Source organism: Capnocytophaga sp. G2, from assembly GCF_035282625.1.
Taxonomy (GTDB): Bacteria; Bacteroidota; Bacteroidia; order Flavobacteriales; family Flavobacteriaceae; genus Capnocytophaga.
Map to the genome: position 1 here is coordinate 1 of NZ_JAYKBU010000011.1, position 13,843 is coordinate 13,843.

General features: G+C 33.9%; 15 protein-coding genes. 8 read left to right on the forward strand and 7 right to left on the reverse strand.

All coding sequences use genetic code 11. The annotated features are described in order from the left end of the window. The first annotated feature begins 174 nt into the window (after positions 1–174). The 4 genes from VJJ03_RS07335 (at position 175) to VJJ03_RS07350 (ending at position 2,897) form a co-directional block, all read left to right on the forward strand. Positions 175–1,200 carry a hypothetical protein gene (locus VJJ03_RS07335; protein WP_009745430.1) on the forward strand — a complete coding sequence of 342 codons (1,026 nt, stop codon included), beginning with the start codon at positions 175–177 and terminating at the stop codon, positions 1,198–1,200. 2 nt (positions 1,201–1,202) lie between these two features. Continuing rightward, positions 1,203–1,667: a hypothetical protein gene (locus VJJ03_RS07340; RefSeq protein WP_009745429.1), complete on the forward strand. Its 465-nt coding sequence runs from the start codon at positions 1,203–1,205 to the stop codon at positions 1,665–1,667. A 219-nt stretch (positions 1,668–1,886) separates the two neighbouring features. Continuing rightward, positions 1,887–2,336 carry a hypothetical protein gene (locus VJJ03_RS07345; protein WP_009745427.1) on the forward strand — a complete coding sequence of 150 codons (450 nt, stop codon included), beginning with the start codon at positions 1,887–1,889 and terminating at the stop codon, positions 2,334–2,336. Between the two features lie 57 nt (positions 2,337–2,393). Beyond that, on the forward strand, positions 2,394–2,897 hold the full coding sequence (locus VJJ03_RS07350; protein ID WP_009745426.1) for a hypothetical protein: 504 nt from the start codon (positions 2,394–2,396) through the stop codon (positions 2,895–2,897). 700 nt (positions 2,898–3,597) lie between these two features. Here VJJ03_RS07350 and VJJ03_RS07355 read toward each other — a convergent pair. The 7 genes from VJJ03_RS07355 to VJJ03_RS07385 form a co-directional block, all read right to left on the reverse strand. Next, a complete protein-coding gene (locus VJJ03_RS07355; RefSeq protein ID WP_009745425.1) occupies positions 3,598–4,407 on the reverse strand; it encodes a hypothetical protein in 810 nt (269 codons plus the stop codon). A gap of 13 nt (positions 4,408–4,420) precedes the next feature. Then, positions 4,421–5,353, reverse strand: a complete 933-nt coding sequence (locus VJJ03_RS07360) for a hypothetical protein (RefSeq protein ID WP_323974729.1) — start codon at positions 5,351–5,353, stop codon at positions 4,421–4,423. A gap of 89 nt (positions 5,354–5,442) precedes the next feature. After that, the gene (locus VJJ03_RS07365) at positions 5,443–6,414 is read right to left on the reverse strand and encodes a polyprenyl synthetase family protein (protein WP_323974731.1); all 972 of its coding nucleotides are present in this window, start codon (positions 6,412–6,414) and stop codon (positions 5,443–5,445) included. A 9-nt stretch (positions 6,415–6,423) separates the two neighbouring features. Further along, a complete protein-coding gene (locus tag VJJ03_RS07370) occupies positions 6,424–7,083 on the reverse strand; it encodes an epoxyqueuosine reductase QueH (RefSeq protein WP_323974733.1) in 660 nt (219 codons plus the stop codon). Between the two features lie 113 nt (positions 7,084–7,196). After that, positions 7,197–8,075 carry an ACP S-malonyltransferase gene (fabD, locus tag VJJ03_RS07375; protein WP_009745421.1) on the reverse strand — a complete coding sequence of 293 codons (879 nt, stop codon included), beginning with the start codon at positions 8,073–8,075 and terminating at the stop codon, positions 7,197–7,199. A gap of 8 nt (positions 8,076–8,083) precedes the next feature. Continuing rightward, positions 8,084–9,022, reverse strand: a complete 939-nt coding sequence (locus VJJ03_RS07380) for an O-antigen ligase family protein (protein ID WP_323974735.1) — start codon at positions 9,020–9,022, stop codon at positions 8,084–8,086. 471 nt (positions 9,023–9,493) lie between these two features. Further along, a complete protein-coding gene (locus VJJ03_RS07385; RefSeq protein ID WP_009745419.1) occupies positions 9,494–10,264 on the reverse strand; it encodes a glycosyltransferase family 2 protein in 771 nt (256 codons plus the stop codon). A gap of 95 nt (positions 10,265–10,359) precedes the next feature. Here VJJ03_RS07385 and VJJ03_RS07390 point away from each other — a divergent pair, with 95 nt between their 5' ends. Genes VJJ03_RS07390 through VJJ03_RS07405 form a run of 4 tightly spaced genes read left to right on the forward strand, consistent with a single transcriptional unit; the run spans position 10,360 to position 13,841 of the window. Continuing rightward, on the forward strand, positions 10,360–11,577 hold the full coding sequence (locus VJJ03_RS07390) for a DegT/DnrJ/EryC1/StrS family aminotransferase (protein WP_009745418.1): 1,218 nt from the start codon (positions 10,360–10,362) through the stop codon (positions 11,575–11,577). Positions 11,578–11,596: 19 nt separating this feature from the next. Beyond that, positions 11,597–12,760, forward strand: a complete 1,164-nt coding sequence (locus VJJ03_RS07395) for a glycosyltransferase (RefSeq protein WP_009745417.1) — start codon at positions 11,597–11,599, stop codon at positions 12,758–12,760. Then, positions 12,757–13,197 carry a hypothetical protein gene (locus VJJ03_RS07400; RefSeq protein ID WP_323974737.1) on the forward strand — a complete coding sequence of 147 codons (441 nt, stop codon included), beginning with the start codon at positions 12,757–12,759 and terminating at the stop codon, positions 13,195–13,197. The genes VJJ03_RS07395 and VJJ03_RS07400 overlap by 4 nt, the downstream gene beginning before the upstream one ends. A gap of 29 nt (positions 13,198–13,226) precedes the next feature. After that, on the forward strand, positions 13,227–13,841 hold the full coding sequence (locus VJJ03_RS07405) for a glycosyltransferase (RefSeq protein WP_323974739.1): 615 nt from the start codon (positions 13,227–13,229) through the stop codon (positions 13,839–13,841). Positions 13,842–13,843 lie beyond the last annotated feature (2 nt).

Here is a 13,843-nt window from a genome sequence, read left to right on the forward strand (position 1 = left end):
ATACATGAGATAACAGATAGTAATGGATATATAGAAAATATAAAATTTTATGACGATAAGATGTTTGTTACAGATACAGATGATAACCTTTTTATCTATGAAGAGGAATAGAGAGCCAATAGGAGTAGCAGGGAGGATAAAGAGTTTGTACTGACCCACAAGTTACAAGAGCGCATGAACTTCATGGCTGCTTTCCAACTCTTAGGAGCTTATGATAGATATTACTATAGTATTAAAGACTTAGAAAAACGGTCATTCTTAGCAGATAATAACTGGTTAGGTGAGATTTCTCGAAGAGAAAAAGCGGGACAGGCTTCTGCTATAGATATACAAGGAGGACACAGCCAATATGTAGCCTATTATGGTACCACCTCAGCTTTCTTTTTAGGTTTCCAATACTTTAAGATGTATGGGGATTTGTTGGACTTAGCAATAACTAATAAAGCAATCAATGAATCACAACGCATTCTAAGCAAGAATTTTAAGAAAGTATGGGGAAAAGGGATTGGAAATGTAGGAAAAACCCTCACAGAAGCTTCTTCTATAGGTAAATATACTAAGGAAGCGATAGCTAAAGAAAAAGGATTTACGGATATACTTCCTAATTTACTGAAGAAAGAAGGACTCACAATGGATGATTTTCATTATATGATGCAAAAACACGCCAATGCCTTGACTCCTAATGAAATTAAGAAACTTACCAGAATAAGAAAAGCTATTCCTAAACCTGATAAAAATACTTTAATGCAGAAAGTTGTAACTAAAGAAACAATGAATAGATATATAGAAGGCAAGTATGCAGGTGAAGTTGGAGGTTCTGTGGCTATAGCTTCTGATACAAAGCATCTTAAAACTTTTGAAGACTATTATTATGGTTTGCGCTTGGACTATAAACTATCTAATGGTAAATATGAGTTTTATTTAGAAGAGGGTAGCTGTGGGGTCATACGTTTTAAATCAACAGAAGTACCAGATAAAATTATTATTCCAAAAGGAGGAACATTTGACGAGTGGAATTATCCTTTTACCTCTACAGGATTTACTTCTGGGAATAATGGTAGATTAGGTGTTCCTGAATGGAATCTTCCTGAAAGAATTAAATTTACAGATGGAGATGAAATTTGGGAAGTTTTTAATGATGGGACTCAAAGATTAAGAGGAGTTTATAATGAAGATTTGGGAAAATTTATATCTAAATAAATATGCTAAAAATTAAAAATGATTTCTATGCAAAGTACTTGGACACTGATGGTCGATTTTGGGAAGTTAAAAAAGGAATATACCGTATTCAAGTAGAGAAAAGAAAAAACTTATTAGGTTTTAAAAACTATGATGAAGTAGAACTCAAAGATAAAATGTTTATAGATGTATCTAAAAATAAAATAAGTTCAGCCTATAGAGTGAGAACATACTGTAATTATAAAGATGGGAAATATGATTTATCTAATATTGCAGATAACACAGTTATTCTATTTCCAGATTTAGAAACAAAACGTAAAATAGGTTTTCATATTTATAACGACAATAGTGTTGATGTTCCCTATGATAAGTTTGTAACTGAAGTTACCGATGTATGGGAAGAAAGAACTCCCATAAAAGGGTTTAAATTTGAGGAAGAACCTATTGTTTATCTTAAGAAAAATGGTGTCTGGTTAGTTGAACATTAGAAAGAGGAGATGCACTACGAGTCTACCTTATCTGTGGAATTATCCTTTTACTTCTGGGAATAATGGTAGATTAGGTGTTCCTGAATATGTTTTAGATAAGCGTGTTTCCCCAAAAATAGGAGCAGAAATTTGGAGGATTAAACCTGATGGAACTGAGGAACTAATAGGAGTGTTTAAAGAAGAAAACAATATTGAAAGATTTTACAAAATAAAATAATTATGGCAACTATAGGAAGAAAAGGAGATTTTGGTTATTTGAATGATAATTTACTAGAACTTCAGAAAGAGAAAGATTGGTTATTTATAACAGAAGATACTTCTTTGATAAATAAATATCATTTTAAGAAATATGACTATTATTATGGATTAGTTATCAAAAATACAAAAATAACAAGTGCTTATAGTATTTACTATTATGCTCTTTATAAAGGATTAAAGTTTTTTGTAGAGAATGTAATAAAAAATGATATTTTTATATTATGTCCTTTAGAGGAAGCTATGATTTTCTTTAATGATTTTCCAAAGCAAGGTTATGACCCTATATACGAAATAAAAGAAAGTGAAGTTACAGATGTATGGGAAGAAAGAACTCCCATAAAAGGGTTTAAATTTGAGGAAGAACCTATTGTTTATCTTAAGAAAAATGGTGTCTGGTTAGTTGAACATTAGAGCAGAAAAAGCGAATAATACAATAGAGAGAACCTTATCTAAAAATCTTAGAATAATATGATTACTAATGTATTATACAAAAAAAGAGAAAATAATAAAGATTATTTTTTCAACTATGAAAATCCTAATGAAAAAGATCAAGCATTACGATTTGGCAATAGAATGGCAATTGATGCTATTGAATGGAATTATAAGAATAAGAAATATGAGATATGTTTTCTAAAAAAAGAATTTGGAGATGTTCTTATAGAAAAAGATAAGATTTTTATTCAATATCAAACGGCAGAAGCATCTTTCCCTGCTCCAAATAACATTGTAATATACACTCCTACAGCAGAAATAGAGAAGGTACTAACAACGCCTATATTACCTAATGGTAAAAAAGGAGGAGGTTTTTTACAAATAAATAAGATAATTTCAAATAAGAATAATTTTATTAGAGAATTTGAGAATCATTTAGAGGTGTGGGTTTGGGAAGATGAACGAAGTCCGTGGATTTATCATTATCTTTTTAATATTAATACATATGAATTCATTTTTAGATTAAGAAGTAGATACTAAAACATTTTATATAAAATGCAAATTTAACTCATTTCAAAAATCACTATAATATAAATGGCTATATGTCAATAAATTATATCAATTTCAGTATAAAATATAAATTCAAATCGCTAAAAGAAAAAACCTTTATAAAAAATTAAATATCAATTACTTACAATAGTTTTAAAAAAATCAACGCACCACTAGTAATCTTATATTATCAATTCTTGGTATAAGCCACTTATTGAACAAGAACTTCCTGGTCTGATGTATCTCCCAGTAGTAATGTCTATAGATGTGCTAATGTTATATTCCCATATTTTCAAGGTACAAGGTTTTCATAATGTTTTTGATAAATACTTCAGAAATGTAGTTCACTATTCTGACAATGATGTTACGTAGACTTTTAATCCACTTGCTGATTTTAATGTGTTTATGTAAGAAAAATATAAATTATCCCCGCAAAAGAAGAAACTGTTATTTGAGAAATCTAGAAAAATTTTAGGTATATAAAGAATACAAAGATAATAACACCCAAGAATATTTCTAATTAAAATCACCTATATTTAGTAATCAAATTTGTACCATGAAATTATAAATTATTGATTTTCATTAATTGTTATTTTTGAAGAAGTTAAGTAAAAAAGTGCTAACAAGCATACTTTAGAATAAATAAGAGGCTGTCTGAAAAAGATCATCTCTTATTTATTTTATCATTTTTCTATTCATAATACTTAATCTCACGATGTTCTTTGAGATAGACGTTTTCAAGATTATTTCTTTTCTCCTGCATTTTAGAGATTTTCTTATTTATATAGTTATGATAAGAATCATATTCATATTGGTAATTGTTCTCTGAAGTATAATTTTCTCCAACGAATCTGTCCTTAGTGATATTATTATATTCATTATATTCCATTTTTTGAGAATATTCTTTACCCTTAGCGCTGTAAGTATCACTCTCATAAAGGTTCCCTGCTGAGTCATAGCAATTCTTGAGAATAGATTCTAATACATTTTTACTATCAAATCTCTTAACTTCAACTAATTGGTTATTATCATTATAAGTAAATTCAAAATGATGTAATTCTTTTTCATTTACATAAAGAGTAGAAAGAATGATGTGGTTGTCATTATCATATTTGTTTTGTGTATATTGCTGAAGCTTATCATCTTCATAATATTCCTCCTGAATACTATTCCCTCTTTTATCATATATGTAAACCAATCTTCCTTCTTTAGGGTGATCTCCATAATAATATATATCTGAGGAAGAAACTCTTCCTTGCTTATCAAAATAATAGATAAACTCACTGATCAGTTTATCTTTTTCATAGACATTATTTCTTTCAATATTTCCTTGACGATTAAAGAAATACTCCTTCACTAATTCCAAAATTCCATCATTATATTCGTATATTTTGAGATATTTTACCTTTCCATTGAGTTTCATTTCTTGCAAATGGTTTTTCTTTTGAGACCATCCTAATAAAGAGCAAAATAATAGTAATAATAAAAGATGTCTTTTCATATTATATTAGTTATTAGTCTTTATACTTGATAATTCTTTCAGTTATTAAGAAAATATCACTATCAATAGTACTTATTTTTTTTATCCAGTTATCATGTGCATCATATATATAAGAGTAATAAAAGAACTCCTTACGCTTGACTTTGGGATGTTCTAAAAAATCGCCTTCTTCTTTGAGTTCAATAGTAAGGTCGCCTTTTTCGTTGTACTCATAGGTATATTTGATAAAAAGCGTATTGTCCCACCAGTATTCCTTTCTTATTATTTTTCCTTGGGCATCATATCTGTAAATATCATTGTATAGCACATCACCAGAGGAGGTCGCCTCCCAACGGACTTTGGTTAGTTGCCGCTGTGGGTTATAGGTATAAGTCAGGCAGGTACCATAGGAAGAAACCTTATCCTTATCATGCTGTACATGTGTGATATTCACCTCGGTGAGCATCCCCGTGTTATCATAAGTATAAGTACGATGTTCGTCTAACAAATCTCCATGATAGATAAGCGAGGAGATGATATTCGCCTTGGGGTCAGGAACATCTTTGGGATAGATATAAACAGCCGACCAATAGTTGTCTCGCTCCTTATAAGAGGGTTCGGCTGTGTCATAAAGCTTGTCATAACCTATGGGACGGGAAAGGCTGTCGTATAGGAATACTTTTTTCATCAGGCAATGCTTGGGTGTATCATATTCCTGATAGATCCACTTGCGACCCTGATCGTCAAAGGTCAGGCTACGCTTCACAACCTCCAAGGTCTTATATTCCTTTTCATAGGTACGATTACGGTAATGCTCCAAGGAGGTATAGTAGTTTTCTTCTACAGAGAGCACTTTCCCTTTAAGGTTCTTAAAATTCTCATAGGAATCTGTTTGTTGTGCTACTACAGAGCAACAAAACAGCCATAACGACCAATGACAAATTATTAATGATAAATTCCAAGACATATCTAAATCTAAATAATGATGAATAACGAAAACTCCATAACAAGTTCCATATCATTAATCATTGACAATTAACCATTAACCATTAACCTTTATATCGTTCTATTCATAAGGTTTTTCCCAAACTCCTTTAGAATTTCTTTTTTCTCATTGGGGACATCAAGTGCATCTAAGATAGTGAATGCTTTTAGGGTGTAGATCTCCACTTGTTCTCTAAGATAAGTATGGCTTTGAGTGATAACAAAAAGTTCAGTTACACGAGTGATTTTTTCAGCTTCATCTTTAGGCTGGGTGGTATAGAGTGTATATAACTCCTGTTTTTGCACTGGCGTACCTTTCTCTAAAGCCTTGAGGTATAGGAGTGTTTTCTTGTTCTGGAGAATATCTCCTCCAATTTTTTTACCAAAGGAAACATCCCCAAAGGTATCTAAGTAATCGTCCTGCAATTGATAAGCAATACCCAAGGCAAGACCAAAGTCATATATTTGCTGCTTATTCTCCTCAGTGGTTTGAGCAATAATAGCTCCCATCTTGAGCGCTGCTCCTATCAACACAGCTGTTTTGTATGCAATCATTTTGAGGTATTGATCAGTGGATACTTGCACCTCTTTTTCAAAATCCACATCATACTGCTGCCCCTCACACACCTCAATAGCAGTCTTACTAAAAATTTTAGCTAACTCTTGAAAAATATTTGGCTCATACTGCTCAAAATACTGGTAAGCAAGGATAAGCATAGTATCTCCAGAAAGAATACCTGTATTGAGGTTCCATTTAGTATGCACTGTGGGCTGACCTCGCCTTAAGGAAGCCTCATCCATAATATCGTCATGTACCAAGGAGAAGTTATGGAAAATCTCCACTGCAAGAGCAGCATAAAGTGCCTTGTGGTAATCCTCTCCGAAGATGTCAGCACTGAGCATCGTAAGAGTGGGGCGCAAACGCTTGCCTCCTACATTAAGAATATAATGAATAGGATCATATAAATTTTTAGGCTCTCGCTCAACAAAATGTTCTTTCATAAAGGCAAGAAACTCGTTTTGGTAATAAGTGATCAGTTGCATATTCTCTTGTTATTTATTATTAGTTTCTTCTCCATAAAATTTCACACCAATTTGAATACGTTCTTGTCCTTTTGCTAAACGATGCTGATTAGCATCACGCAACGAATAAGCACAACCACAATATTCCTGTTTATAAAAACGTTCGTACTTACAAATTTCCAAATTACAAGCACTTCCTCCCTTCTTGCGCCAATTATAATCCCAATAAGTAATTCCTTCATACTTCTCAGCAGCACGCCTCCCGGAATCATTCACCTGGTCAAGGTTTTTCCATCGTGAGATGCCAAGTGAAGTGGCAATCACATCAAAGCCATGTTCGTATGCATAGAGAGCCGTGCGCTCCAAACGCATATCAAAACACATCGTACAGCGAATACCCCGTTCAGGTTCAAACTCTAAACCTTTAGCACGTGCATACCAATTATCGGTATCATACTCGGCATCAATGATAGGTACATGACATTTTTCAGCAAAGCGAATATTCTCCTCCTTGCGTATCTCGTATTCCTTCTTGGGATGTATATTCGGATTATAGTAAAAGATAGCAAAATCTATATTAGAATCCTGAATGAATTTTATAATACCACCAGAACAAGGAGCACAACAAGAATGCAAAAGGAGTTTCTTACCTCCATTGGGGAGTACTAATTTTTCTCGGTTGGGTTCCATAAATATTTCTTATTCAAAAAAGACTTCCATTTTGTGTGAAAGCCTCTCTAATTTCTATATTCTTGACAAAACTTAGCAAAGATAATTATTCTGAATGTATACATAATTCTCTTTTAAGCAGAGAAAACAGCCACATCCTTATTAATTTTCTTGACCAATCCTTGGAGCACCTTCCCTGGAGCAAGTTCATAGAACTCGGTAGCACCATCGGCAATCATTTGCTGGACACTCTGTGTCCATTTGACAGGAGCGGTAAGCTGAGCGATGAGGTTTTGCTTGATCGCATCAGGATCTGTTACAGCAGTGGTGGTCACATTTTGATAAATAGGACATAGCGGTTTTTGGAAAGTGATTTCCCCGATAGCAGCAGCAAGTTCCTCCTCGGCAGGCTTCATCAGAGAAGAGTGGAAAGCGCCTCCAACGGGCAGGATTAGGGCACGTTTTGCCCCTACTGCTTTAAGTGTTTCGCAGGCCTTCTCTACCGCCTCATAAGCGCCAGAGATAACTAACTGTCCAGGACAGTTATAGTTGGCTGGGGTTACTATCCCCTCGGTATCTTTGCAGGCTTGCTCTACCACGGCATCGTCCAGACCTAAGATGGCGGCCATAGTACCACGCTGGAGTTCACAGGCTTTTTGCATAGCCTCGGCACGCTTGGCCACCAAGTGCAAGCCCTGCTCAAAGGTAAGTACCCCACTGGATACCAAGGCGGAGAACTCGCCCAAAGAGTGTCCTGCTACCATATCGGGAGTAAAGGCATCGCCCAATACTTGGCGCTGAATGACAGAGTGTAGGAAGATAGCAGGCTGGGTAACACACGTTTGCTTGAGTGCTTCTTCGTCACCAGCAAACATGACTTCGGTAATGGCGAAGCCTAAGATATGGTTAGCTTCTTCAAAGAGAGATTTGGCAAGAGGATGGCTCTCATACAAGTCCTTCCCCATTCCCACAAACTGGGAACCCTGCCCAGGAAAAATATAGGCTTTTTTCATGGCGTATCTTAAGTTGGTATATCAGAGGGCAAAGATAGTTCTTTTTCAGAAGATGAGCAAGAAGTATCTTCAGGAGGTAATAAACAAAATAGAAATAAGGGGATACAAATAGGAAAACCCATAATTCCTTCAGTTGTATTGAATAGAAAAAAAGTAATTAGTACATAGATACCTAAAAGGAATTTGTTCTTTATGCCAAAATAAACAACAAAAATGTGGAATAGGAAAATAAAGAAAAAACCTACTAACCCTTGTTCTACTAAAGTACTTAAATAATCATTGTGTAAGGTATGAAAATCATATCCTGCCTTTATAATAACATTTTCTTCTGATCCTGCCCCTTTTCCAAAAACAGGAGACTCTTTAAAACTATTCCAAGCAGCAATATTCATTCTATTTCTGATCTCATCATTAAAATAATTATTCTTTTTTATAATGAGAAAAGGAAGGAGAAATAAAATAATTAGAGCAGCAAAACTTGTGTAAATAATCTTCTTTTTTAATTTTATCCTTTTCATCAGTTCAACCCATAAAAACACAAGCATAATAATCCCGATTCCTAAAATAACTACACGTGCTTGTATAATCAAAGATACCATTATCAGGAGTGTAAAATAGAAAATGATATGCCAAGTGGTAATCCATTTTTGTTTGTTCTCTCTCCATAACCAATAACCCATAACAAAAACTAATAAGAATCCCCAACCAATCATACTCTGATGTAGAGTAACACTCCACTTCATAGTCTCAATATAGGAAATATCCCCTAAATATCCCTTCGATAGAGAGAGAAAAGAAAAAAGAGGTTTTTGATATTGTTTTACTAAGAAAATATAGGAGGCTATATTGAGCGTCATTAAGTTGATAAAGACTATAAATGAAATATAGATAAAGGGGTAAAGTTCTTTTTTCTGTACCTTGTAAAAACAACTTACTATAGGTAACATAATAAAGAGACAATAATAATCTATATGATGGAAGGATTTTGAAAAATTGTCAGACCATAAAATGCTTAAGAATTTCACAAAACTCAAGAGAAAGAAAGCAATCATTATAGGATGAGGTCTGTAAAAAGTTCTTTTATAAATTCCATAGAATAGACACAGCAAAAGTAAGACAATTCCTAATCCTAATATCATCTTGTATTTGTAAGGATACAAACAGATTAGAAAGGAAGCAAGAATAGTGATAAAGGTTCTAAAAGGACTAATGTTTTGGACTAATGTTTTCCATCGGAAGAATATATCTATACAAGAGACTATTATAACAATTCCGATAATGATTCTAAAGAATAACTTCAGAGGGAAATCTGTATAATAAATATTAAAGTCTAAAGGAAGAAAATAGAATATTCCTATAGTACTTATAACAAAGATATTTAGAATAAGTATAAAATATTTTTGTAGAAAAGTTATCATCTAATTGTTTTTGTTTTGTTGTTGTTTGAGTGATCTGAAATTTTCATAAACAGAGAGAGCACTTACTTTACTGAGTAAAAATCCCTCCTTACCATCTAAAATACCTAACTTGAGTATATAGGTTTTGAAAAAATGAAAAGCCATTTTGACATACATCTTTAGCGGATTGTAACGCTTCCCCTTAAGGAACATCTCCTCTCCTCTTAACTTACCATAGAGGATAGCTTTCTCTCGGTAGGACTTATAATCGGATACCGAATAATGTAATAGCTTGTGCTTGAGCGTCCCAATGGTCCCCTCTACAGAGAGTGTTTCATGCACTTTTCTTTCAGGCACATAGTGACATTTTGACTTGCGGAACAAACGAAAATTTCGATCTCCTTGGGTGCCTGAAAAGTGAATAGGCTTTCCAGCAAAGAAAAACAATCGGTAGAAATAGTAAGCATCTTTTTTCTCAGGGCTATTGAGCGTAAGGATAATTTCCTCTTTTAGTTCAGGAGTAATACGTTCGTCTCCATCTAAGAAAAGAACCCAATCATTGGAGACGTTTTCAAGTGCTAAATTGCGCTGCTGGGCAAAATCCTCGAACTTATTTTGGATCACCTTCACTTTAGGGAAAGATTCTGCTATAGCCACAGTATGGTCGGTACTAAAGGAATCTACTACAATAATTTCATTACAGAAATCAAGGCATTGTAACACTTCCTTGATATTCTTTTCCTCATTATAAGTAATGATAAGGCCACTTACTTTTTCTGTTAAAGGTTGCATTCATTTTTTAAGGGCAAAGATAATATTTTTTTATGTGTTTTGAAATTTAATTTTTATTTTTTTGTACCTTTGCACCTAATAATAATTTTGTCTTTATGAAAATACCATTTTCACCTCCTTATATTGATGAGGGGGTAATAAATGAAGTAGTAGATACTTTACGTTCAGGCTGGCTTACTACTGGAGCTAAAGTAAAAGCATTGGAAGGAGAGATTAGAAAATTCTCAGGAGCATCACAAGTACTCTGTGTAAATTCATGGACATCAGGAGCTATTTTAATGCTTAGATGGTTAGGAGTGAAGACGGGAGATGAGGTGATTGTGCCAGCATATACCTACAGCGCTACAGCATTGGCAGTACTTCATGCAGGTGCTACGCCTGTAATGGTAGATGTAAATGATGATTTTGATATCAATGTAGCTGCTGTTAGAAAGGCGATCACTTCTAAAACAAAAGCTATTATCCCTGTAGATATAGCAGGGTTTCCTTGTGATTATGATGCTCTAATGGATTTGGTAAAATCTCCAGATATACAAGCTCTTTTCACCCCCACAAGTACTGTACAAAAGCAATTAGGTCGCATACTTGTACTAAATGATGCAGCACATTCCTTAGGAGGTAAATACAGACAAGGAATACGTACAGGAAGCGAGACAGATGTGGCTATTTTTTCATTACATGCTGTAAAAAATATTACTACAGCCGAAGGAGGAGCTATTTGTTTGAACTTACCAACTCCTTTTGATAATGAAGTACTCTACAAGGAATTACGACAAATGAGTCTGAATTGTCAAACAAAAGATGCCTTTACTAAAAGCCAAGCAGGGGTATGGAGATATGATATTACAGGACTGGGAATGAAGATAAATATGGCAGATGTAAATGCTGCTATTGGACTTGCTCAGATACGACAATATGAAAAAATGCTGGAACGACGTAAGCATGTCTTTCAGTTATATGATAGGGCATTTCGTAAGTATGATTGGGCAATTCTTCCTCCGTCTATAAAAAATGGAAAAGAGACCTCCTATCATATCTATGCACTGCGTATTAAGGACTTTACAGAAGAACAACGCGATACTCTTATTAGTGAAATTGCTAAAAAAGAGGTGGTAGTAACGGTACATTTTATTCCAATGCCTATGCTTACGCTCTTTAAGAATTTGGGGTATGATATAAAAGACTATCCGCAAGCTTATGATAATTTCAAATCTGAAGTATCTTTGCCTATTTATCCTCAACTTACCGATGAGGAGGTCCAATTTGTTATTGATACTGTGATAGAAGAAGTTGAAAAAATAAAGAAAAAGTAAACTATAGAAAGGGAGTTCTATGCCTAATATTGGTTTTGTACATGGGAGTTATCCATATGGAGGAGGAGAGAAAGTAACCTCAAATATAGCGCCTTACCTCACTGACTTGGGGTATAAGGTGTTTGTATTCTCTTCACGAATTAATCATCAGAAGATTAGTGAAGAAGATAAGCAGTATATTACTTTTGTAGATATAGGTAAAACACGATTGTTTTCACATCCTAAAGTATCCTTAGCGGACAAAGTAAATGAACTTCATATAGATGCCTTAGTCTTTGTAGGTAAGAGTTTTAGTGCTTTGCGAGAAGGTATCTTTAAGAAAACTCAGTGTAAGTGTGTATTTGCACATTATGGTATCACGTTTTGGCAGGCAGAAAACAAATGGAATGAGCTAAAGGCTAAGGCCTCCAAGAATTTTCTAAATACCTTGTGGTATAAGGGATTTAAAATACCTCTTTTTCATCTTAGTAAATGGATAAAAATAGCTAAGTATAGAGTCATCTATAGGCATTATCATGCTTTTATGGTCTTATGTGAGGCTTACAAGCAAGAACTTGTAGAGGCCTTAAAGCTAAAAAAAGATAATAAAATTATAGCCATTCCTATTGGTATTCAACCTCCACCAAGCACATATTCGTTGGATAAGAAGAAACAAATACTCTATGTGGGACGTATGACTTATATAGATAAACGTATAGAGCGCTTGGTAGAAGTATGGCGAAAAATATATAAAAACTATCCTGATTGGGAATTTCTATTGGTAGGAGAAGGAAAGGAATTACCTAAGCTTAAACAACTTGCCAGTGATTATAACTTAGAACGTATCACTTTCTTAGGAAGACAAGAAAGTACTTTTCCTTATTATAATGAGGCCTCTATCAGTTGTCTGTCTTCCCAAATAGAAGGATTTCCCTTAGTCCTTATTGAGGCACAACAGGCAGGAGTTATACCTGTGGCTTTTGGAAGTTCAGCAGGGATACGAGAAATACTTTCACCCAATGGTGAAAATGGAATGTTGGTTACTCCATTTGATTTAGATGCTTATGCTGAAACACTCTCTCTGTTAATGAGAGATACGGCACTGCGTAGACAAATGCAACAAAAGGTACTGAAAAAAGCACAACTTTATGATATAGTAGCTATTGTGAAGCAATGGGATCGTTTGTTTAAAAAGATATTATGAATGCCACAAGCAAGAAAATACTCATAGACTTAGAACGCCTACATTATCCTAACACAGGTTTGGCAAATGTATTTAGGAATCTTACAAAAGGACTTTTAGATACACCATCTTGTATAGATTTCTCATATTTTGGCACTTTAAAATCAATCAGAGAGATAGGTACAGATCTTAAAGTAATACCTTATAAGCATTATCATCGCTTCTATGAGTCTTTTAGTGAAAGGTTTGATATTATTCATAGTAGCAATCAAAGATCTCTTTATTTTAGAAAAGACTATACTCATACCCAAAAGATACTTACCTTACATGATCTAAATTTTTTGTATGAAGATATCAGCAAACACAAGTTTAAAAAAATGCTTGCACTGGTTAATTCTAATTTGAAAAACACTGATTATCTTGTGTGTATCTCAAATTTTGTAAAGGAAAATGTGTAAAAAGTACTTCTCTTCTACAATTGGATAAAGTGAAAGAAATAGTAGTGATACACAATGGTATTACTCTCCCAGAAGATAGTGACTATCCACTGAATGGGAAGTTTTCATTCTTAAAAGAGAGAAAATATCTGCTAAATATAGGTGTTTTGTTTTCTAAGAAGAACCAAAAGAGCCTTATAGAGACTTTACCCTATTTAGAAGAAGATTTGGTTTTAGTATGTTCTGAAAAAAAAGAACCTTATGCTACGGAACTGATGGAACATATTTCAAAATTGGGTTTGGAGCAACGAGTGCACATATTCAGCCATATCAGCGAGGAAGAAAAAAATGCTCTTTTGCAACATTGTCAAGCTCTTTGCCAGCCTTCGTTAGCTGAGGGGTTTGGTATTCCTCCCATTGAGGCTATAGCCTTTGGCAGACCAGTTTTTTTGAGTAAATGTACAAGCCTACCTGAGATCGGAGCAGAAGAGGCTTTTTATTTTGATAACTTTCAACCTGAATCTATGGCTTATACTATTAAGGAGGGATTGACAGCTTATAACCAACAGCCAATACTCTATTTCAATAGATTAAAAAATAGAGCTACAGCGTTTGACTACCGTATAATGGCACAGAATTATTTAGATTTATATAACCGTATTTGAAC

What these genes read in the sequence shown, in the direction of transcription:
- VJJ03_RS07335 (WP_009745430.1), top strand. Translation starts at nt 175, where the DNA reads ATGAACTTCATGGCTGCTTTCCAACTCTTAGGAGCTTATGATAGATAT.
- VJJ03_RS07340 (WP_009745429.1), top strand. Translation starts at nt 1,203, where the DNA reads ATGCTAAAAATTAAAAATGATTTCTATGCAAAGTACTTGGACACTGAT.
- VJJ03_RS07345 (WP_009745427.1), top strand. Translation starts at nt 1,887, where the DNA reads ATGGCAACTATAGGAAGAAAAGGAGATTTTGGTTATTTGAATGATAAT.
- VJJ03_RS07350 (WP_009745426.1), top strand. Translation starts at nt 2,394, where the DNA reads ATGATTACTAATGTATTATACAAAAAAAGAGAAAATAATAAAGATTAT.
- VJJ03_RS07355 (WP_009745425.1), bottom strand. Translation starts at nt 4,407, where the DNA reads ATGAAAAGACATCTTTTATTATTACTATTATTTTGCTCTTTATTAGGA.
- VJJ03_RS07360 (WP_323974729.1), bottom strand. Translation starts at nt 5,353, where the DNA reads ATGTCTTGGAATTTATCATTAATAATTTGTCATTGGTCGTTATGGCTG.
- VJJ03_RS07365 (WP_323974731.1), bottom strand. Translation starts at nt 6,414, where the DNA reads ATGCAACTGATCACTTATTACCAAAACGAGTTTCTTGCCTTTATGAAA.
- VJJ03_RS07370 (WP_323974733.1), bottom strand. Translation starts at nt 7,083, where the DNA reads ATGGAACCCAACCGAGAAAAATTAGTACTCCCCAATGGAGGTAAGAAA.
- fabD (WP_009745421.1), bottom strand. Translation starts at nt 8,075, where the DNA reads ATGAAAAAAGCCTATATTTTTCCTGGGCAGGGTTCCCAGTTTGTGGGA.
- VJJ03_RS07380 (WP_323974735.1), bottom strand. Translation starts at nt 9,022, where the DNA reads ATGTTACCTATAGTAAGTTGTTTTTACAAGGTACAGAAAAAAGAACTT.
- VJJ03_RS07385 (WP_009745419.1), bottom strand. Translation starts at nt 10,264, where the DNA reads ATGCAACCTTTAACAGAAAAAGTAAGTGGCCTTATCATTACTTATAAT.
- VJJ03_RS07390 (WP_009745418.1), top strand. Translation starts at nt 10,360, where the DNA reads ATGAAAATACCATTTTCACCTCCTTATATTGATGAGGGGGTAATAAAT.
- VJJ03_RS07395 (WP_009745417.1), top strand. Translation starts at nt 11,597, where the DNA reads ATGCCTAATATTGGTTTTGTACATGGGAGTTATCCATATGGAGGAGGA.
- VJJ03_RS07400 (WP_323974737.1), top strand. Translation starts at nt 12,757, where the DNA reads ATGAATGCCACAAGCAAGAAAATACTCATAGACTTAGAACGCCTACAT.